Annotated in this window: 17 protein-coding genes and 1 tRNA gene; 7 read left to right on the forward strand and 11 right to left on the reverse strand. The window is 55.7% G+C overall.

Features of this window, described 5'->3' with window-relative positions; translation table 11 throughout:
• Positions 1-171: 171 nt before the first annotated feature.
• Together ACOTZD_RS02820 and rsuA are read right to left on the reverse strand one after the other, a co-directional pair.
• Positions 172-1371: a Bcr/CflA family multidrug efflux MFS transporter gene (locus ACOTZD_RS02820; protein ID WP_003859373.1), complete on the reverse strand. Its 1200-nt coding sequence runs from the start codon at positions 1369-1371 to the stop codon at positions 172-174.
• A gap of 15 nt (positions 1372-1386) precedes the next feature.
• A complete protein-coding gene (gene rsuA / locus ACOTZD_RS02825) occupies positions 1387-2094 on the reverse strand; it encodes a 16S rRNA pseudouridine(516) synthase RsuA (RefSeq protein WP_003859374.1) in 708 nt (235 codons plus the stop codon).
• 151 nt (positions 2095-2245) lie between these two features.
• Here rsuA and ACOTZD_RS02830 point away from each other — a divergent pair, with 151 nt between their 5' ends.
• The gene (locus ACOTZD_RS02830; protein WP_022651520.1) at positions 2246-4006 is read left to right on the forward strand and encodes a DEAD/DEAH box helicase; all 1761 of its coding nucleotides are present in this window, start codon (positions 2246-2248) and stop codon (positions 4004-4006) included.
• Positions 4007-4131: 125 nt separating this feature from the next.
• A complete protein-coding gene (gene rplY, locus ACOTZD_RS02835; protein ID WP_003859376.1) occupies positions 4132-4416 on the forward strand; it encodes a 50S ribosomal protein L25 in 285 nt (94 codons plus the stop codon).
• A 51-nt stretch (positions 4417-4467) separates the two neighbouring features.
• On the opposite strand, the gene yejK is transcribed toward rplY, so the two are convergent.
• Complete coding sequence (yejK, locus tag ACOTZD_RS02840; protein WP_174402083.1) at positions 4468-5475, reverse strand: nucleoid-associated protein YejK; 1008 nt, start codon at positions 5473-5475, stop codon at positions 4468-4470.
• Positions 5476-5609: 134 nt separating this feature from the next.
• On the opposite strand from yejK, the gene ACOTZD_RS02845 reads away from it, so the two are divergent.
• From ACOTZD_RS02845 to ACOTZD_RS02855, 3 genes are all read left to right on the forward strand, one after another.
• Positions 5610-5837, forward strand: coding sequence for a YejL family protein (locus ACOTZD_RS02845; protein ID WP_001135586.1), 228 nt, complete (start codon positions 5610-5612; stop codon positions 5835-5837).
• A 19-nt stretch (positions 5838-5856) separates the two neighbouring features.
• On the forward strand, positions 5857-7617 hold the full coding sequence (yejM, locus tag ACOTZD_RS02850; protein ID WP_174402084.1) for an LPS biosynthesis-modulating metalloenzyme YejM: 1761 nt from the start codon (positions 5857-5859) through the stop codon (positions 7615-7617).
• A 73-nt stretch (positions 7618-7690) separates the two neighbouring features.
• Positions 7691-7767 (forward strand) — tRNA-Pro (locus ACOTZD_RS02855).
• A 66-nt stretch (positions 7768-7833) separates the two neighbouring features.
• Here ACOTZD_RS02855 and ACOTZD_RS02860 read toward each other — a convergent pair.
• Positions 7834-8094, reverse strand: a complete 261-nt coding sequence (locus tag ACOTZD_RS02860; protein WP_006811332.1) for a DUF2534 family protein — start codon at positions 8092-8094, stop codon at positions 7834-7836.
• A 202-nt stretch (positions 8095-8296) separates the two neighbouring features.
• Here ACOTZD_RS02860 and eco point away from each other — a divergent pair, with 202 nt between their 5' ends.
• A complete protein-coding gene (eco, locus tag ACOTZD_RS02865; RefSeq protein ID WP_047653827.1) occupies positions 8297-8806 on the forward strand; it encodes a serine protease inhibitor ecotin in 510 nt (169 codons plus the stop codon).
• Positions 8807-8940: 134 nt separating this feature from the next.
• Here the strand turns inward: eco and mqo are convergent, their stop codons facing one another.
• Positions 8941-10590, reverse strand: a complete 1650-nt coding sequence (gene mqo / locus ACOTZD_RS02870; RefSeq protein ID WP_003859385.1) for a malate dehydrogenase (quinone) — start codon at positions 10588-10590, stop codon at positions 8941-8943.
• A gap of 187 nt (positions 10591-10777) precedes the next feature.
• Here mqo and ACOTZD_RS02875 point away from each other — a divergent pair, with 187 nt between their 5' ends.
• Positions 10778-12073, forward strand: a complete 1296-nt coding sequence (locus tag ACOTZD_RS02875) for a SulP family inorganic anion transporter (protein WP_058675104.1) — start codon at positions 10778-10780, stop codon at positions 12071-12073.
• On the opposite strand, the gene mgtE is transcribed toward ACOTZD_RS02875, so the two are convergent.
• From mgtE to ACOTZD_RS02905, 6 genes are all read right to left on the reverse strand, one after another.
• Positions 12036-13472 (reverse strand): magnesium transporter, encoded by a 1437-nt coding sequence (gene mgtE / locus ACOTZD_RS02880; protein ID WP_006811337.1) that lies wholly within the window; start codon positions 13470-13472, stop codon positions 12036-12038. The genes ACOTZD_RS02875 and mgtE overlap by 38 nt on opposite strands.
• Positions 13473-13613: 141 nt before the next feature.
• On the reverse strand, positions 13614-15257 hold the full coding sequence (locus ACOTZD_RS02885) for a multidrug ABC transporter permease/ATP-binding protein (RefSeq protein ID WP_003859392.1): 1644 nt from the start codon (positions 15255-15257) through the stop codon (positions 13614-13616).
• A 76-nt stretch (positions 15258-15333) separates the two neighbouring features.
• Positions 15334-15984, reverse strand: coding sequence for a DNA oxidative demethylase AlkB (alkB, locus tag ACOTZD_RS02890; protein WP_032609716.1), 651 nt, complete (start codon positions 15982-15984; stop codon positions 15334-15336).
• Positions 15984-17042: a bifunctional DNA-binding transcriptional regulator/O6-methylguanine-DNA methyltransferase Ada gene (ada, locus tag ACOTZD_RS02895; protein WP_174402085.1), complete on the reverse strand. Its 1059-nt coding sequence runs from the start codon at positions 17040-17042 to the stop codon at positions 15984-15986. Before ada ends, alkB begins: the two co-directional genes overlap by 1 nt.
• A gap of 72 nt (positions 17043-17114) precedes the next feature.
• On the reverse strand, positions 17115-18170 hold the full coding sequence (apbE, locus tag ACOTZD_RS02900; protein ID WP_174402086.1) for an FAD:protein FMN transferase ApbE: 1056 nt from the start codon (positions 18168-18170) through the stop codon (positions 17115-17117).
• A 114-nt stretch (positions 18171-18284) separates the two neighbouring features.
• The gene (locus ACOTZD_RS02905) at positions 18285-19379 is read right to left on the reverse strand and encodes a porin OmpC (RefSeq protein ID WP_023304135.1); all 1095 of its coding nucleotides are present in this window, start codon (positions 19377-19379) and stop codon (positions 18285-18287) included.
• Positions 19380-19906: the final 527 nt, after the last annotated feature.

Genomic DNA, 19906 nt, shown 5'->3' on the forward strand with positions numbered 1-19906 from the left:
CGCGTCGGCGCTATATGTACCCGTTTCTGCGATCTAACTCAACCTTTTTAAATACAATGATGTGACTTTTTACATAAATAGATTTTACATAAAAGAAACAAACACAGGGTAAACGAACGTAGGGTTGGTTGATATGGGTCAACAAAAAGGCCCGTATCGGGCCTTAAATGGTCATTTATGCGCCGTCTTTCGCGGCCGGCTGGCGTAAAGATAAAAAAGAATGGAGCAGGTCGCGCAGAGGGCAATCGCCCACAGCATCGGCCAGGCGGTATTAAACGTTGCCGTCGAGAGCAGCGCCCCGACTATCGCGCCTATCCCGAAACGGAACGTTCCTGCCAGCGACGAGGCGGTGCCCGCCATATGCGGGAATTCGTCGAGGATCACCGCCATCGCGTTGGATGAAACCATCGACACGCAGCCGACAAACGCCGCCACGCCCACCACCAGCGCCCAGAAACCGACGCCCAGCAACGCGCTCAATACCAGCCAGATAGCCATCACGAACTGGATCCACAGCCCGGCGCGGAACATATTCAGCGCCCCAACCCGCCGGACAAAGCGGCTGTTGATAATGGTCATCACAAACAGGAACACAATATTCAGCGCGAAGTAGTAACCAAAATGCTGGGGTGACACATGGTTCAGTTCGATGTACACAAACGGCCCCGCACTCAGGAACGAGAACATTCCGGCAAAGCTGAAGCCGCTGGCAAGCATATAACTGAGCACACGCTTATGGCGAAACAGCGAGGCAAAGTTGCCAAGCGTGGTGCGAACGTGGAACTTCTGACGTCGCTCGACCGGCAGCGTTTCATCGATAAAGACGAAGATCATCACCGAGGCCAGCAGCGCGGCAATCGCCAGGATCCAGAAAATCGCATGCCAGCTGAACCAAACCAGCACCGCCCCGCCCACCATGGGGGCGACCAGCGGCGCAATTGTCGTGACCAGCATGACGAACGACATCATGCGTGAGAACTCTTCCTTCGGGTAGACGTCGCGCATCAGCGCGTTAATTACCACGCTTGCCGCAGCCGCCGCCAGGCCATGGAAGAAACGCATCACAATCAGCTGATCGATACTCTGCGCCAGCGCGCAGGCCACCGCCGCCGCGGCAAATATCAATGTCCCCCCCAGAATAACGGGTTTACGCCCCAGGCTGTCGGCCATTGGGCCATAAAAGAGCTGACCGAGGGCAAAACCAAGAATGTAGGTGCTGAGCGTCATCTGCGCGCTGCCTGCCGGTACGCCAAACTGCGCGGAAATCACCGGCAGCGCGGGCAGATACATATCGATAGACAGCGGCATCAGCATGGCCAGCAGGCCAAGGATAAATACAATTTTAAACGACGAGTGTGGCCTGGTGGTCACTGAGTTCTCCTGAATTTAGCGTGAAGGCAGCCCGACGCTGGCAATCTCTTCTTCCGTCAGCGGGCGATATTCCCCTGGCGCCAGGTCTGGATCGAGTTCAATCGCGCCGATACGTTCACGATGCAGCCCCACAACGTGGTTGCCCACGGCGGCAAACATCCGTTTCACCTGGTGATAGCGGCCTTCACTGATGGTCAGGCGCACGTCAGTTGGAGTGATGATTTCCAGCACCGCCGGTTTGGTCAGATCTTTTTCATTATGCAGCTGAACGCCTTTTGCGAACTGCTCTGCCGTGTCATCCGAGACCGGAGACTCAAGCGTCACCCGATAGGTTTTCTCACAGTGATGGCGCGGGGAGGTGATGCGATGCGACCACTGGCCGTCATCGGTCATCAGCACCAGGCCGGTGGTATCAATATCCAGTCGCCCTGCCGCATGCAGCTTGTGCGCCACAGGTTCGTCGAGGAAGTAGAGCACCGTCGGGTGATCCGGATCGTCCGTTGAACAGACGTAACCTTCCGGTTTGTTGAGCATGAAGTAGCGCGGGCCATTCTGCTGGGTCAGCGGGTTGCCGTCATACTCCACCTGGTGCTCAGGCTGGAGTTTAAAAGCGCTGTCTTTCACAATGTCGCCGTCCACGGTTACGCGGCTGGCGCGAATTTCACGCCCGGCAATAGCGCGGCTTACGCCGAGTTGCTGAGCGATAAACTTATCAAGTCGCATGAAATCTTTTTAGCCTTAATGGTGCTGGAAGTCGGACTACGCGTCCGAAAAAGAAGCAGTCAGAAACAGTTCAGTATAATGGTCTGGTTGCGCCACTCAAGGGAAAAAGTTTCGTGGCATACTATATGCGAGTTAACTGAATAGAGAAGCCATGACGTTCACATTACGCCCCTATCAGCAGGAAGCCGTTGATGCCACCCTCGCCTGGTTTCGCAAGCATCGGGAGCCCGCCGCCATCGTACTCCCGACCGGAGCCGGCAAAAGCCTGGTGATTGCCGAACTGGCGCGCCTGGCCCGCGGACGCGTGCTGGTGCTGGCGCATGTCAAAGAGCTGGTGGCGCAAAACCACGCCAAATATTGCGCGCTCGGCCTGGAGGCCGACATTTTTGCCGCCGGACTGAAGCGCAAAGAGAGCCACGGAAAAGTGGTGTTTGGCAGCGTACAATCCGTTGCGCGCAACCTGGAACTGTTTCGCAGCGAGTTTTCCCTGCTGATTGTCGATGAGTGTCATCGCATCAGCGATGACGACGACAGCCAGTATCAGCAAATCCTCACTCATCTGAAAAAGGTGAATCCTCACCTCCGTCTGCTTGGCCTCACCGCCACGCCGTTTCGTCTGGGCAAGGGCTGGATTTATCAGTTTCATTATCACGGCATGGTGCGTGGCGATGAAAAGGCCCTGTTCCGCGACTGTATCTATGAGCTTCCGCTGCGCTACATGATCAAGCACGGCTACCTGACGCCGCCGGAGCGGCTGGATATGCCCGTCGTGCAGTACGATTTCAGCCGCTTACAGGCGCAGAGCAACGGGCTGTTCAGCGAGGCAGATCTTAACCATGAGCTGAAAAAACAGAAGCGGATCACGCCGCATATCATCAGCCAGATTGAAGAGTTCGCACAAACGCGCAAAGGGGTGATGATTTTTGCTGCCACTGTCGAACACGCGCGCGAAATTACGGGGCTGCTGCCCGCCGACGACGCGGCGTTAATTACCGGTGAAACCCCCGGCCCGGAGCGCGACAGCCTGATCGAGGACTTCAAAGCTCAGCGGTTCCGCTATCTGGTGAATGTCTCCGTACTAACCACCGGCTTTGACGCCCCGCACGTCGACCTGATTGCGATTCTTCGCCCGACGGAATCCGTCAGCCTGTATCAGCAGATTGTTGGCCGCGGGCTGCGTCTGGCGCCGGGCAAAACCGACTGTCTGATCCTTGATTACGCCGGTAACCCGCACGATCTCTATTCGCCAGAAGTAGGCACGCCAAAAGGCAAGAGCGACAACGTTCCCGTTCAGGTTTTTTGCCCTGCCTGCGGGTTTGCCAACACCTTCTGGGGGAAAACCACCGCCGACGGCACGCTGATTGAACATTTTGGCCGCCGCTGTCAGGGCTGGTTTGAAGACGATGAAGGCCATCGCGAACAGTGTGATTTCCGCTTCCGCTTCAAAAACTGCCCGCAGTGCAACGCTGAAAACGACATTGCCGCCCGCCGCTGTCGGGAGTGCGACACGGTCCTGGTCGACCCGGACGACATGCTGAAAGCAGCGCTGAAACTAAAGGATGCGCTGGTGCTGCGCTGTTCCGGCATGGCCTTACAACCCGGCGCGGATGAAAAAGGCGAGTGGCTAAAAATCACCTATTACGACGAGGATGGCGCAGACGTCAGCGAGCGGTTCCGGGTCCAGACGTCCGCCCAGCGCACCGCGTTCGAGCAGCTCTTTATCCGCCCGCATACCCGCACGCCTGGCGTACCGCTGCGCTGGCTAACCGTTGCCGATATCGTGCGCCAGCAGGCGTTGCTGCGGCATCCTGATTTTGTTGTCGCCCGCAAAAAAGGGCAGTTCTGGCAGGTACGTGAGAAGGTCTTTGACTATGAAGGACGCTTTCGCCGGGCAAACGAATTGCGCGGTTAACGGGACTTTTCGTTGATGCGCGAGCCATTTGAGTATAAAATGCCGCCCGCTTCACATCCGTGAGGCAGAACACTCACCTGCTGCTGGGTCGCCTGTAGTAGGGTTTTAAATACAGAGAGAAATCAATGTTCACTATCGAAGCAGAAGTACGTAATGTGCAGGGTAAGGGTGCGAGCCGCCGCCTGCGTACCGCAAACAAGTTCCCGGCTATCGTTTACGGTGGCGAAGCTGCTCCAGTTGCTATTGAACTGGATCACGACAAAGTATGGAACATGCAGACCAAAGCTGAGTTCTACAGCGAAGTTCTGACCATCGTTGTTGGCGGTAAAGAAGAAAAAGTGAAAGTTCAGGCTGTTCAGCGTCACGCGTTCAAGCCAAAACTGACTCACATCGACTTCGTTCGCGCGTAATCGCAAACCTGTCGAGAAAAACCCCGCGTTTGCGGGGTTTTTTTATGGCTGTTACTTACCGCCTGAGGTGCGACGCTGAAGCTGGTCGCGCAGATTCGGCGGCGTGCCTTTAATGGTCAGCGTGTCGGTGGCCGGGTCCCAGAAGATACGTTCCCCGAGCAGCATGGCATCAAAGTTAATGGTTAACCCACCGCCGCTACCGGCAAATTTCGTCAGCTGACGCAGCGTACTGCGATCCGCCGGGAAGCTCTCTTCCAGCTCATAGCCTTTTTCCGCGGTAAATTCCTGGAAGCTGACTTCGCTGACGCCTGCCAGCTCTTTGGACAGCGACTCCAGCTCAATCTCTTCCCCGGCCTGTAACTGCTCGTTGCAGTAGCTGTAAACCTGCTGACGCACGTTTTGACGCTCAGATTTATCAAGCTGCGCCTCAGCCGTAAAGTCATCCACCGCCTGGAGGAGACCTTTGTTCTGCGCTTTGGCATTCAGCCCTTCGCTGGCACCGAGGAAGTCCATAAAGAAATCGGCCACTTTGCGGCCCACGCGACCTTTAAGGAAGGTCAGGTAGCGCGTCGATTCCGGGTTGGCTTCCCATTCGGTTAAATCGATACGCGCCACAATATCCGCATGGTTGATATCCAGGTAGTGCGTTGAGCTGATATCCAGCTGCTCGTTCACGCGCATGCTGCTTAAGTTATTCAGCACGGTGACCAGGAGATACTCTACCGCCAGATAGCGGTAGTGGCAGAACAGGACGATACCGCCATCGGCGAAGGGATATTTCGCCAGTTCGTCACGCAGACGGCCAGTAGCAGCGCGGCTGAATGCCAGGAAATCCTCTTCGCCCTGACGTTGCAGGCGCAGGCTATCCGCCAGTTCGCTCTCTTCGCTGAACAAGCCATAGGCTTTATTTTTCGCGCTGTAGACGCGATGCAACTCCGCCATCATCTCGACAACGGTAGGCGTTGGTTCCAGTAACGAATCGCGCAGCACCACTTCAAGGGTTTGCTCATCACGCTTGATAAGCTGGTGCAAGGCAATCTGGTTGATTTCCAGACTCATGATAAACTCTCCTTTTAGACCGGGCGGTATTCAACCACCACCAACGCATGTGTGCAACAGAAGATAAAAAAGGGGAAAAAAAGCTGTTGCTACGGTAATATGTCGCCCTTCTCCCAACAAACTGATTTTGATTTATGCCACAACATTCCCGCTACAGTGACGAACACGTTGAACAACTGCTCAGTGAGCTGGTCAACGTACTGGAAAAACATAAAACGCCAACCGATCTCTCCCTGATGGTTTTGGGAAATATGGTTACCAACCTGATCAATACCAGCGTTGCTCCGGCTCAGCGTCAGGCGATCGCCAAATCTTTCGCCCAGGCTTTGCAGTCCTCCGTTAGCGACGACCAGGCACACTAAGGGAAACGAACAACAGTTTATGGTGACGAATCGTCAGCGCTACCGTGAAAAAGTCTCCCAGATGGTCAGCTGGGGGCACTGGTTTGCCCTGTTCAACATTCTGTTGGCGATGGTGCTCGGCTGCCGTTATCTGTTTGTGGCGGACTGGCCAACCACATTAACCGGGCGCGTCTACTCGTGGATGAGCCTTGTGGGTCACTTTAGCTTTCTGGTCTTCGCCACCTATCTGCTGATCCTGTTCCCACTGACGTTTATCGTCATGTCGCAGCGGCTGATGCGCTTCCTGTCTGCCATTCTTGCAACGGCGGGCATGACGCTGTTGCTGATCGACAGCGAAGTCTTTACCCGATTCCACCTGCACCTGAATCCTGTCGTCTGGGAGCTGGTGATTAACCCGGATCAGAACGAGACCGCGCGCGACTGGCAGCTGATGTTTATCAGCGTGCCGATTATCCTGCTGATCGAAATGCTGTTCGCCACGTGGAGCTGGCAAAAACTCCGCAGTCTGACCCGACGCCGCCATTATGCGAAGCCCGTCGCGGCGCTCTTTTTCGCCTCATTTATCGGTTCGCACCTGATGTATATCTGGGCAGATGCGAACTTCTACCGCCCGATTACCATGCAGCGCGCAAACCTGCCGCTCTCCTATCCGATGACGGCGCGTCGTTTCCTCGAAAAACACGGCCTGCTGGACGCGCAGGAGTATCAGCGTCGTCTGGTCGAACAGGGTAATCCGGAAGCGGTCAGCGTGCAGTATCCCCTGAGCGATCTGAAATATCGCGACATGGGGCGCGGTCAGAACGTGCTGCTGATTACCGTCGATGGCCTGAACTATTCTCGCTATGAGAAGCAGATGCCAGCGCTGGCTGAATTCGCTGAGAACAACATCGTATTCACTCAGCATATGAGCTCAGGTAATTCGACCGACGCGGGTATTTTCGGTCTGTTCTACGGTATTTCACCGAGCTATATGGACGGCGTGCTGTCGGCCCGTATTCCGGCTGCATTGATTACCGGGCTTAATCAGCAGGGCTACCAGCTGGGGCTGTTCGCCTCTGATGGTTTCAACAGCTCGCTGTACCGCCAGGCACTGCTGTCTGATTTCTCACTGCCCGCCGCGCAGAGCCAGTCTGACGATCGGACCGCTGACCAGTGGATAGACTGGCTGAAGCGCTATGCGCAGGAAGATAACCGCTGGTTCTCCTGGGTTGCGTTTAACGGCACAACGCTTGATGACAGCAATCAGAAAGGCTTCGCGCGCCGCTATAGCCGTGCGGCGGGCGATGTTGATGCGCAGATCGGCCGCGTGCTGACCGCCCTGCGCGACGCGGGCAAGCTGGACAATACGGTCGTTATTATCACGGCGGGGCATGGCGTGCCGCTCGGCGACGAGGCGAAGGGCATGGCGTGGTCGCGTCCGAACCTGCATGTTCCCCTGGTGATCCACTGGCCGGGCACTCCCGCGCAGCGCATCAACATGCTGACCGACCATAAAGACGTCATGACCACGTTAATGCAGCGGCTGCTGCACGTCAGCACACCGGCAATTGAGTACTCGCAGGGCCAAGACCTCTTTAGCGCCACGCGGCGTCATAACTGGGTCACGGCTGCTGGCGGAAACACGCTGGTGGTGACCACACCGACGTTGTCCCTGGTGTTGAACAGCAACGGCAATTACCAGACGTATAGCCTCGAAGGTGAGAAGCTGAAAGACCAGAAACCGCAGCTCAGTTTGCTGTTGCAGGTGCTGACAGACGAGAAGCGCTTTATCGCTAACTGATTATTTATGAATCAGTTAGCGTTGCTTGCCCCTTGCATTCAAAAAGGAATAGAGTAGTATTCCTTTTATGCGTCGGCACGTAGCGCAGCCTGGTAGCGCACCGTCATGGGGTGTCGGGGGTCGGAGGTTCAAATCCTCTCGTGCCGACCAAAACTACACAAAAAAACCAGCCGCTTATGGCTGGTTTTTTATTGCCTGTCTCCGCATGCGCAATGCTTAGTGTTTTTCACGCCCACCGAGAAAGAAAATCCCCAGCGGAATCGCCAGCAGCACGGTGAACACCAGGCTGTAAACAAAGATCATCGCCGATTGCAGGACAAACATGCTGGTTGTCCAGGCAGAGAGCGGGATGTTGTACTGCTCAATCACACCGACAATGGTTGCTCGCCCCACGCATGCAGCAGCAATCATAAACACAACCAGTAACGCCAGCAGGAACTTGCGGCCTTCAGGTGTCTTCAGTTTTTCCCGTACCATCTCTCCTCCCTTTACAGATAAATAACAATAATTAACGCGTAAAATAACACGATCGCCGCACCGACTCCACTACAGCATTAAACACCAATAAAATAACACAAAAGCAGTGCATTACTCCGTTTAAAATGAAAATGTGAGTAAATTACGCCAACCATTCACGTATATTATGTTAGTCTTTCCAGGATCGTTTTAACAAAAAGGAATGATAGTGAAAAACGCACCTAAATTTGCCATCGCCCTCATCGCCGCTGCGTGCGCCAGCAGCAGTGCTTTCGCCAGCGAAACCCAGAAAGAGCAGCCGCTGGAAAAAGTTGCTCCGTATCCGCAAGCGGACAAAGGGATGAAGCGCCAGGTTATTCAGCTCCCGGCTCAGCAGGATGAAGCAAATTTCAAAGTTGAGCTGTTAATCGGCCAGACGCTGGAAGTGGACTGCAACCAGCATCGCCTGGGCGGCCAGCTGGAAAGCAAAACGCTGGAAGGCTGGGGCTATGACTACTATGTCTTCGACAAAGTAACCTCGCCAGTCTCCACCATGATGGCGTGCCCGGACGGCAAGAAAGAGAAGAAATTTATTACCGCGTATCTGGGCGATAACAGTCTGCTGCGCTATAACAGCAAGCTGCCGATCGTCGTATATACGCCGGAAAACGTGGATGTGAAATATCGCGTATGGAAGGCGGATGAGACGGTAGGACAAGCGGTAGTTCGTTAAAAATAAGTCGGGTGGCGCTCACGCTTACCCGACCTGGAAAGGGTGCGTTCTGGCGCCCTCACCCCAACCCTCTCCCACCGGGAGAGGGTGAAAACACTAAAAACGGTAACGGATGTTACCGTTTTGCGTTTACCTTACAGCGCGATATCCGCTACCGGCTTGCTTTCCGCCTGAGGCTTCAGCTCTGCCTTTGGCGCAGCATCCGCAGCCTGCGGTTTGACGTATTGCAGTTGCAGAACGCGGCTGGTGTATTCCAGCTCTTGTTCCGTGGCCTCAACGTTACCGTTCAGCTTCGTACCGTAGGATGGAATAATGGTTTTCAGCTTCGCCTGCCATTCCGGGCTGGATACTTTGTCTTTAAACACTTTTTCCATCAGGTGCAGCATGATTGGCGCAGCGGTAGACGCCCCCGGAGATGCCCCCAGCAGCGCGGCAATGGTGCCATCCTTATCGCTTACCACTTCGGTACCCAGACGCAACACGCCGCCCTCTTTCGGATCGCGTTTGATGATCTGCACACGCTGACCTGCCTGCCACAGACGCCAGTCTTCTTTCTTCGCCTGCGGATAGTACTCTTTCAGCGCCTCGAAGCGTTCTTCATCAGAGAGCATCACCTGGCTAATCAGGTATTTCACCAGATCGAAGTTATCCAGCCCCACGTCCATCATTGGCTTGACGTTTGACGTTGTGGTCGCGCTCAACAGATCCCACAGGGAACCGTTTTTCAGGAACTTGGTGGAGAATGTGGCGAACGGCCCGAACAGCACTACACGCTTACCGTCCAGCATGCGGGTGTCGATATGCGGAACGGACATCGGTGGTGCGCCCACAGAGGCCTGACCGTACACTTTCGCCAGATGACGGTTAACCACTTCCGGGTTTTCCGACACCAGGAACTGGCCGCCAACCGGGAAGCCCGCGTAGTCGTCCGCTTCCGGAATACCGGACTCCTGCAACAGTTTCAGCGCCGCGCCGCCCGCACCGATAAACACGAACTTCGCCTTAATCACATGCTCGGCTTCGTTGTTTTTCAGATCGGCAACGGTCACGCTCCAGCTGTTATCCGCATTGCGCTTGAAACCACGCACTTCGGAGCTGAGTTGCAGGTTAAAGTTCTCTTTTTTCTTCAGAGAGGCCACCAGCTGACGGGTGATTTCACCGTAGTTAACGTCAGTACCAATTTCAGTGCGGGTCGCCGCCACTTTCTGGTTCGGATCGCGGCCTTCCATGACCAGCGGCGCCCACTCTTTGATTTGAGCGTGATCTTCAGAGTATTTCATCCCGCGGAAAAGCGTGCTCTGTTGCAGGGCAGCGTAGCGCGCGCGCAGGAAGTTGACGTTTTGATCGCCCCACACAAAGCTCATGTGCGGTACGGTGTTGATGAAGGAGTGCGGATTGTGCAACACACCGCTGTTCACCTGGTGAGACCAGAACTGACGTGAGATCTGGAACGCTTCGTTGATCTCTACCGCCTTCTCGATACTAATGGAACCGTCCTTTTTCTGCGGCGTATAGTTCAGTTCCATGAGTGCCGAGTGCCCCGTCCCGGCGTTGTTCCAGCCGTTAGAGCTTTCCTGTGCCACGCCATCGAGGCGCTCGACCATGGTCATGGACCAGTTCGGCTCTAATTCCTGAAGATACGTTCCCAGCGTGGCGCTCATGATGCCGCCACCAATTAAAAGGACATCCGTTTCCTGCTCTTTTGGTGCGTCAGCCTTCGCCGCCAGCGAGACGGCGTTCAGCCCCACGGCCAGAGAAAAGAGCACGGCAGTCATTTTTTTCATCATTTATGCCTTAGTTGAATAGTGCTTGATGCGTGGAAATTACAGGTGAAACACGCTGCGGTGGCACGGTAGCAACTTTTAAATATTGTTTAAAGGTTACGAAATTATTGTAATTGTGAAATTTAATGATGGATTGTTTGTAGGGTTTTGGCAGACAGGCTGGCACCCGACGATTTTCCTGGCTATGATGCTGCACTTTGTGATCGCGCGCACGGAAGCCTGCCCCTACCAGCGAATTGTTATGTCATTACCCCACTCGTCTTTACCTCAAGAAGGCCATGTCGCCACTGTTTTACGTTCGCCTCACCGTCTGATGCGCGAAACCCTGGCCGGTGTGATTACCGCGCTGGCGCTGATCCCGGAAGTGATTTCGTTTTCCGTGGTCGCGGGCGTGGATCCGAAAGTGAGTCTTATCGCCTCCGTGGTGCTCTGTTTCGCCCTTTCCCTGCTCGGCGGGCGTCCGGCCATGGTGACGGCGGCGGCAGGTTCCGTCGCGCTGGTGATTGGCCCGATGGTCCATCAACACGGCGTACAGTACATTCTGCCCGCGGTGGTGATGGCAGGCATGATTCAGATCCTGTTCGGCGCGCTGGGTATGGCGCGGCTGATGCGCTTTATTCCCCAGTCGGTGATGACCGGGTTTGTTAACGCCCTTGGCATCTTGATTTTCTTTGCCCAGGTGCCCCATTTCTGGAGCCGAAGCCCGTTGATTGTGGGCCTGTTCGTGCTGACGCTGCTGATTGTGCTGTGGGTGCCACGCTATATCAAAAGCGTGCCCTCCCCGCTGATTGCCATTGTGCTGCTGACTTTGTTCACCGTCACCAGCGGGCAAATTCTGCCGACGGTAGGGGATGAAGGCTCCATGAGCGGCGGTTTGCCGGGCTTTACGCAACTGCTGGTGCCGCTCAATCTGGAAACCCTGAGCATTATCTGGCCGTGCGCGCTAAGTATCGCTTTCGTTGGCCTGCTGGAATCCTTGCTGACGGCAAAACTGGTGGATGAACTGACCGCTACCCCCTCCAGTAAGCGTCGCGAGAGCATCGGTCTGGGCGTGGGGAATATTATGGCCGGGTTCTACGGTGGCATTGCGGGCTGCGCGATGATTGGGCAGACCATCGTAAACGTGGAGATGGGGAAAGGCAGAAGCCGTATCTCCACCCTTGCGGCGGGTATCGTACTGCTGGTGCTGGTTACGGCGCTCAGCGAGGTGATGGCCAAAATCCCGATGGCGGTACTGGCGGGTATTATGGCCATTGTGGCCGTCAAGACCTTTAGCTGGCATAGCGTTCAGCCCGGAACGCTGAAAAACGCGCCGGTGGCTGAAACCGTCGTGATGCTGGTGACGGTTGTGGCAACGGTTTACACCGGCAACCTGGCGATTGGCGTGCTGGGCGGGATTGTGATGATGTTCATCCTCCCTGCCCGACTTAAGCAAAAAGCACTGGCTACAGAAGAAAAATCGTCGCCAGTCCAAGAAAAATAAAGAAACCGCCGGTATCGGTAATGGCGGTGATCATCACGCTCGACCCCACCGCGGGGTCGCGCCCCAGCCGGGTCATCGTCAATGGGATAATCACGCCCATCATCGCCGCCACCAGCAGGTTCAGCACCATCGCCAGCATCATGACCCCGCCCAGCGCCATATCATCGTACAGCCACCAGGTAATGCCGCCCATGATGCCGCCCCAGACCAGGCCGTTAATCAGCGCGACGCCCATCTCCCTGAAAATCAGCCACGAAAAATTACCCGGCTGAATGTTTTCCAGCGCCAGGGCGCGAACGATCATGGTGATAGTCTGGTTGCCGGTGTTCCCGCCGATCCCCGCCACAATCGGCATCAGCGACGCCAGGGCCACCAGCTGGGAAATGGTATGTTCGAAGCCGTCAATAACGCGGGACGCCACGAACGCGGTGCATAAATTGATGGCGAGCCACGCCCAGCGGGTTTTGACGGCCTTGCCGACGGAGGCATGAACATCGTCTTCGGCACTGATCCCGCCAAGGGCACGCAGATCGTTATCGGTCTCTTCATAGACCACGTCAACGATCTCATCGATGGTCAGACGCCCCATCAGCTTGCCCACCGAATCCACCACCGCCGCGCTCACCAGGTCATCACGTTCGAAAGTACGCGCCGCTTTTTCGGCATCGTCTTCCGGCGAGAAGACCATCGGCTCGGTTTCCATGACCTCACTCACCCGCTGCTGGGTGCTGTTCAGCAGGATCGTTTTCAGCTCCAGCTCCCCGAGCAGGGTTTTATCCCGCGAGGTGACGAACAGTTTATCGGTGTTGTCCGGCATACTGCCCAGGCGACGAAGATAGCGCTGCACCGTCCCCAGGGTGACGTCCGGACGCACGGTGATGACGCCAAACTCCATGATCGCGCCGACGCTGTTTTTCTCGTAGTGCATCACCTGACGCACGCGCGCCCGCTCTTCGGCAGGCAGGGAAGCCAGCAGGCGTCCGGTCAGGTTGCGCGGAAGATGCTGAACGAGGTAAATCTGCTCATCGATATCCAGCGTTTGCAGTGCGTCAAGAATGTCCCGGTCGCTCATCTCATCGATAAGGTCATCCCAGACGTTTTCCGAGGCTTCCAGCAGCACCTGACCGCGCTCGTGATCCTGCACCAGCCGCCACAGGGCGTGGCGCTCCTCGGAAGGCAATGCCTCCAGGGTGTCCGCCAGATCCGGAGGTGGTAAATGTGCAACCAGCGCACCTACCTCAGCAATATCGTCGGCCAGCGTGCCGACATCATATTGCTCAGCCAGGGTTAGCTTACCCAATAACGTTGACGTGACCGCTTTATCGGTCGTCAGGAGCCAGATGAGCCGCGCACGCTCCTGGTCACGCTGCCTGGCGCTGTTTTTCTTTAATACCGACATCAATCATAAATCCATTAAATGAGTTGGCGTTAAGCATAGCGCGGGGATATGTAAATAAGAATAAACGGCGGGTCGGGATGGAGAAAAAAACGGCATATATGAAAAAATTAGTGTGCCGGGGTTCACCCGGCACAATTGCAATCAGGCCGTACGCGCCACCGCGTCCCGTGACGCCGCATCGCGCTCATCGCCGGTCAGCTCGCTCAGCTTGCCGTCGCGCATCTCCAGCAGACGGTCGGCGTGAATGAAGTAGTGATCGTCATGGCTGATGGCAAAAATGGTTTTTCCCATCGCCTGCATCAGCGGCAGCAGGACCTGATAAAACTCGCGACGGAAGTGCGGGTCCTGATCGGCGGCCCATTCATCCAGAAGGATGATGTCGCGCTCTTCGGCCAGCGCCAGCAGCAGCGCCACGCGCTTCTTCTGCCCTTTCGACAGCTTGAGATTCAGGATTTTGCCATCCTGAAGCTCCAGCTTGTGCGACATTTGCAGGTGCGCAAGCCACTTCTCCACCAGCGCCGGATCCGCCTGCTGCCCTTCCGGTCCCAGCAGCCGGTCGAACAGCCAGACGTCGGTAAATACCGCCGAGAAGAGCTTGCGGTAGTCCTCCGGTTTCTCCGCGCTCAGCGCTTTACCATCCAGCAAAATTTCACCCGACTGCGGCTGGTAGAGGCCCGTCAGCAGCATCGCCAGCGTGGATTTGCCGCTGCCGTTACCGCCGATCAGGAACAGCAGTTCGCCGCGGTGAATGGTCAGGTTGATCGGCCCCACTGAGAAGGCGTTATCCTGATAGCGGAAGGTAACGTTACGCAGCTCCAGCGTTTGCCAGTTCGGGAAGGCCTGCGGGCGCGGGAACTCAGCCTTAAACGGCGCAAGGTCGAACTTCTTCAGCTTGTTGAAGGCCACCTGTGCGCTCAGCAGCGTCGGCAGTGCGCCAACGGCCGACAGCAGCGGCGTGCGTAAAAACAGCAGCGTCAGGGAGTAGGTTGCCGCCACGTTGGTATCCGCCCACCCCAGGCTGTTCGCCATCCAGAACACCAGGCCAATCGCGCCCAGCATCATGATGTTGGACCAGTTCACGGCGCTCAGGTGGAACGTATCGGCGCGAATAATGTGATGACGATATTCGTGCGCATCCGGGATATAGAGATGGTTGAAGATATGTTCGGCGCGCTCGCGGTTCAGCGTCAGCTCTTTGCGCCCTTCCAGCACCGTCTGGTAATCGTTATAGAGCTTGTCTTCCGTTTCGCGCAGCACCGCCATGTGCTTATAGACGCGTGATACCAGCAGGAACCCGCCCCAGATGGTAATAACAATCCACAGCGCCGTTACCGCCAGCATTTTGCTGGAGAGCCAGGCGAGATAGGCTGCCGAGCCAAAGGTCAGGATGATCCCCTGCACCAGCTCCGGCAGGCGCACAAAGGCGATGGTAATGGCGCGCACATCGCTGGTCAGCCCCGCCAGCAGAGAAGCACTTCCCAGCTGTTCGATGCGTTCCACTTGAGTATCAAGGATCCGTTTGATGAACTCACTGCGCAGACGGAAAACGAAGTGGTGGCCGAGCGCGGTCAGCGCCAGCTGTGACCCGAGCGTGACTGCCATCAGCAGCAGCAGTAAACCCAGAAATTCCGGCAGGACGGAGAGTGACGTGTCGACCATTTCGATCAAACGCACGTTAATGAAGGCAATCAGGCCGATCCCCAGCGCCGCGCTGGCAAGGCTTAACGCCATCACCGCGATAAAAGGCCAGCGATACTGCCGCCAGACAAGAAGAAGTAGTTGCATGCAGAGCAATCCGGACAAGAAAAATCAGCCAGCAGTGTAAACTGCCTTTCACACACATCAAGAATAATTCTTATTTTTATTCTCTGTACGCTGCCTGGCGGAACGTGAGGTTGTAGCGAAACGCCCCCGCCACCGGGTGATCGCCTGGTTTAAGCGGCTGAATACCGTGATAAAAAAGCCGTGATTCACCGCCCCAGACAACCACATCGCCATGCTCCAGCATCAGCCGTTTGAGCGGGTCGTTGCGCCGCAGGCCGCCAAACTGAAAGACAGCGGGCAGCCCAAGGGATACCGAGACAATCGGCGCGCGCAGGTCCGGCTCGTCCTTATCCTGATGCAAGGAGAGCTTTGCCCCAACGGCATAGCGGTTAATAAGACAGGCATCGGGTCGAAAATCAGGATAGCCGGCCGCCACGGCGGCATCATGACACAGCGCCTGAAACGCCTCCGGCATCGGCGGCCACGGCTGATCCGTCAGCGGATCGTACGCGGCATATACATAGCCCCGCTCATTCGTCGCCCATCCCAGTTCGCCGCAGTTGGTCATCGCCACGGACATGGTATACCCGCCTGGCGTAACCATATGGCGAAACGGCGAACGGGCGGTGACGGCTTTAATGCCGTCGAACAGCGCCGCCGCGCGGGAAAGCGCGAAGCGTCTCAGGATCGTCGCCCCCGGCGCGAGCGACTCCTGCCAGGGTTCAGCATCAGCAAAAAGATCGAGCATTATTCCTCCGGGTTGTTCGCCTCACGTTTCAACAATAGCATCTTACGCGCTGCGCCCCAGCGATAACCCGACAGCGCACCGTCGTTACGCACCACGCGATGACAGGGGATGACTATCGCCAGTTTGTTGGCACCGCAGGCCCCCGCCACGGCACGTACGGCATTGGGTTTACCAATGGCCTTCGCCACCTGCTGATAGCTTGCCGTTTCACCGCAGGGGATAGCCCGCAGCGCCTGCCAGACCTGCTGCTGGAAGGCGGTACCACGAATATCCAGCGGCAGCGTCAGCGGCGTCGCGCGGCTGTCGACAGAGGCAATAACCTGCCGAACACGCCCGGCAAACGCGCCTTCCATCGGTTCACGGACGGCAAGCGGAAACAGTGACAGCAGCTCAGCCGTCAGCCCGGCGTCGTCATCACCCAGCAGTATTGCGCAGATCCCGCGCTCGCTTTCCGCCACCAGACAGCGGCCCAGCGAGCAGTCACTGATGGCATAGCGGACCGCAGCCTCTCCGTTGCGGTACTGTTTTGCCGTCATGCCCAGCGCGCCGTTGGCTTTACGGTAGTAACTGCTGCCGTCCGGAAAGCCAGCGGCCAGTACGGCGTCGGTGATTTTACCGCCCTGTGCAAGCAGGCTGCGCAGGCGTTGTTCACGCGCGGCCTGCTGCCATGCTTTCGGCGTCATGCCGGTGACGGATTTAAACAAGCGGTGGAAATGGAACGGACTCATGGCAACCTGCTGCGCCAGTGCCTCCAGGTTCAGCGAGGCATCCTGTTCAAGCAGTCGACAGGCCAGCGCAATGTTGGCCTTTTTCTGTGCCATTGGGTCGCCCTGGTCCGGCCTACAGCGCTTACAGGGGCGGAAACCCGCCTGCGCGGCCTGGTGAGCATCAGGATAAAAGCAGACATTTTTACGCAGCGCGTGGCGGGCGCGGCAGGACGGACGACAATAAATGCCGGTCGTCTGCACGGCAAAGACAAACTGGTTATCCGCACGCGGATCGCGGACCAGTACGGCCTGCCAGCGATCCTCATCGGTAAGATAGGTTGTGTTTTTCATCATCGGCTCCTCTTACAAGCATACGCTCAGCTTGCCTGAACGCCACCGAACAAAAACCCGCAACCTTGCTTTTTAATTTTTTTCGCTCACCAGGAAGCCATTGAACTGCGGCGAACTCCAGGTTTTAAATCCGTCAGCCTCTTTGGTGATCATATAGACGGCCAGCCCTTCCTGACGCACCACCTCTTTGGCCTTCTCCGTGCCGAGCACCATCAATCCGGTATCCCAGGCATCCGCTTCCAGCGCGGTTGGGGCTATCACCGTCACGGACACCAGGTTGTGGGTAATCGGACGTCCGGTTTGCGGATCAATCACGTGCGAGATACGTTTGCCATCCAGCTCGTAATAGTTGCGGTAGCTTCCGGAGGTGCTTATACCGTGCCCGTTGATGTCGACAATCGCCTGCACCGCGTTCTGCTGATCGGTTGGTTTTTGGATGGCCACTCGCCACGGCCTGCCGCTGGCGTTCATGCCCCGGCTGACGAGCGCGCCCCCGACGGAAACCAGATAACGGGGAATGCCTTCCTGCGCCAGCAGGGCCGCGAGATGATCCGCAGCATACCCCTCGCCTACCGTGGAGAGATCCACAAACAGGTCGGGAATATCTTTTTGCAGGTATTGCTGACCATACTGGGAGATCACCGCCAGATGCTGTAACCCTGTACGCGCGCGGGCGTCGTCGATGGCGGCTTGATCGGGTGTAGTCACCGGCTGCTTGTTGGGGCCAAATCCCCACAGGTTCACCAGCGGCCCCACGGTCACATCCATTGCGCCGTTGGTTTTGTAGCCCACGCGCATGGCTTCCGTGACGATATCGGCCATTGCTTCGCTCACCGGCCACAGCGAGGTGCTGCTGGAGCGATTGAAACGCATCAGCGCTGAGTCATTTTTATAGGTAGAGAGTAGCTGATCGTCGGCATCCAGCTGCGCCTGAATTTTACCGCGTAGTTCTTCAGCGCGGGACTTATCAATATCCATCACGCTGACGCGCCAGAAGGTCCCCATGGTTTTCCCTTCCAGCACCGTCGCGGCGGGTGCGTCGATTTTTGCGGGCTGTGTGGAAGAGTCACACGCGGTCAGGAGTAAAAAAGTCGCCAGAACGCTGGCGCGTAAAAAAGTCATATCCATTGGTTATTATCCTCATGCCAGGGCGGCAAGAGTACACTAAAACAGCGTATTTGTAAGACCCTAAAAAAGCATGAAAAAAGGGGCCTGATGGCCCCTTTGTCGCTGTATGAGCAATTAGAACTGGTAAACCAGACCCAGCGCGACGATATCGTCAGTACCGATACCTGCTGCGCGAGTGAAGTCGTTCTCATCAACCAGGTTGATTTTGTAATCAACGTAGGTGGACATGTTTTTGTTGAAGTAGTAAGTCGCGCCAACATCAACATATTTCAGCAGATCCTGGTCGCCGTAGCCGTTTTCCAGGTCCTTACCTTTAGATTGCAGGTACGCCACGGATGGACGCAGACCGAAGTCGAACTGATACTGCGCAACCACTTCGAAGTTCTGCGCTTTGTTAGCCCAGCCCAGGTCGCCCGCACGGGTCGCGTTGTAAGTCTGAGTATACTGTGCAGCCAGGTAGATGTTGTTCGCGTCGTATTTCAGACCACCGGTATAGGTCTCTGCACGATCGCCTTCACCGTAGTAGCCCGCAGCGTTCTGGTCAGCAGTACGTTTAGAACTGGTGACTGCCGTACCGATAGCGAAGCCTTCGCCCAGATCGTAGGTCAGAGAGCCGCCGTAGCCATCACCGTTCTGACGCAGCGCGTCACGACCGTTGTTGGTCTGGCCTTCGCCGCTTGCGCTGCCGTTTTTACCCTGGTACTGCAACGCGAAGTTCAGACCATCAACCAGACCGAAGAAGTCCTGGTTACGGTAGGTCGCGAAGCCGTTACCACGCTGCTGCATGAAGTTGTCAGAACCGTAGGTGTCGCCGCCGAATTCCGGCAGAACGTCGGTCCATGAAGTCACATCGTAAACAACGCCGTAGTTACGACCGTAGTCGAATGAACCCGCATCAGCGAATTTCAGACCTGCGAACGCCACACGCGTCCATGAGTTGTTTTCGTTCTCACCAGAGTTACCCTGGATCTGGTATTCCCACTGGCCGTAACCGGTCAGCTGGTCGTTAACCTGAGTTTCGCCTTTGAAGCCCAGACGCATGTAGGTCTGGTCGCCGTCTGCACTGTCGTCATCAGAGAAATAGTGCAGACCATCCACTTTACCGTACAGATCTAATTTGTTGCCGTCTTTGTTATAAATTTCAGCCGCATTTGCTGCGCCTGCCACCAGCAGAGCTGGTACCAGGAGGGACAGTACTTTAACTTTCATTTTATTAACCCTCTGTTATATGCCTTATTATTTACCACTGCTTACTGGTCAACCCTCTTAACCAGTCGGCAAGTTCATTCTCCTCAAAAATGCAGAATAATCCAACAGGAATATGATACGAAAACTTTGAAGATGTTTCACTTTACCATCAAGATGTTTCAATTTGTAAATTTGGAGGAACTTTTACAGAGCATTAATAGTTTAAAAATATAGCACGGATAATCAAAACAAAAATATATCGCATTAAATTCAGCAAATTGCCGTAAAAAACAGTACAGCACTGAATGACAAAAAAATTCCCTTCAACACCACTAAAATAACCCTCGCTATCATCATTAACTTTATTTATTACCGTCATTCAGTTCTGAATGTCTGTTTATCCCTAATTGAACCGGATGCTTCGCATTCGGTTTTTTTTTACCTTTCTTTACTTCAACCTACATTTAATGTGCTACCGCTTGGTAATGATAACGACTATTAACTAAATCCCGAATACGGCTTGCACTTAATTGTTTTTATGCTATCGA

Source organism: Enterobacter cloacae complex sp. SHL022, assembly GCF_049237785.1.
GTDB classification, from domain to species: Bacteria; Pseudomonadota; Gammaproteobacteria; order Enterobacterales; family Enterobacteriaceae; genus Enterobacter; species Enterobacter hormaechei_C.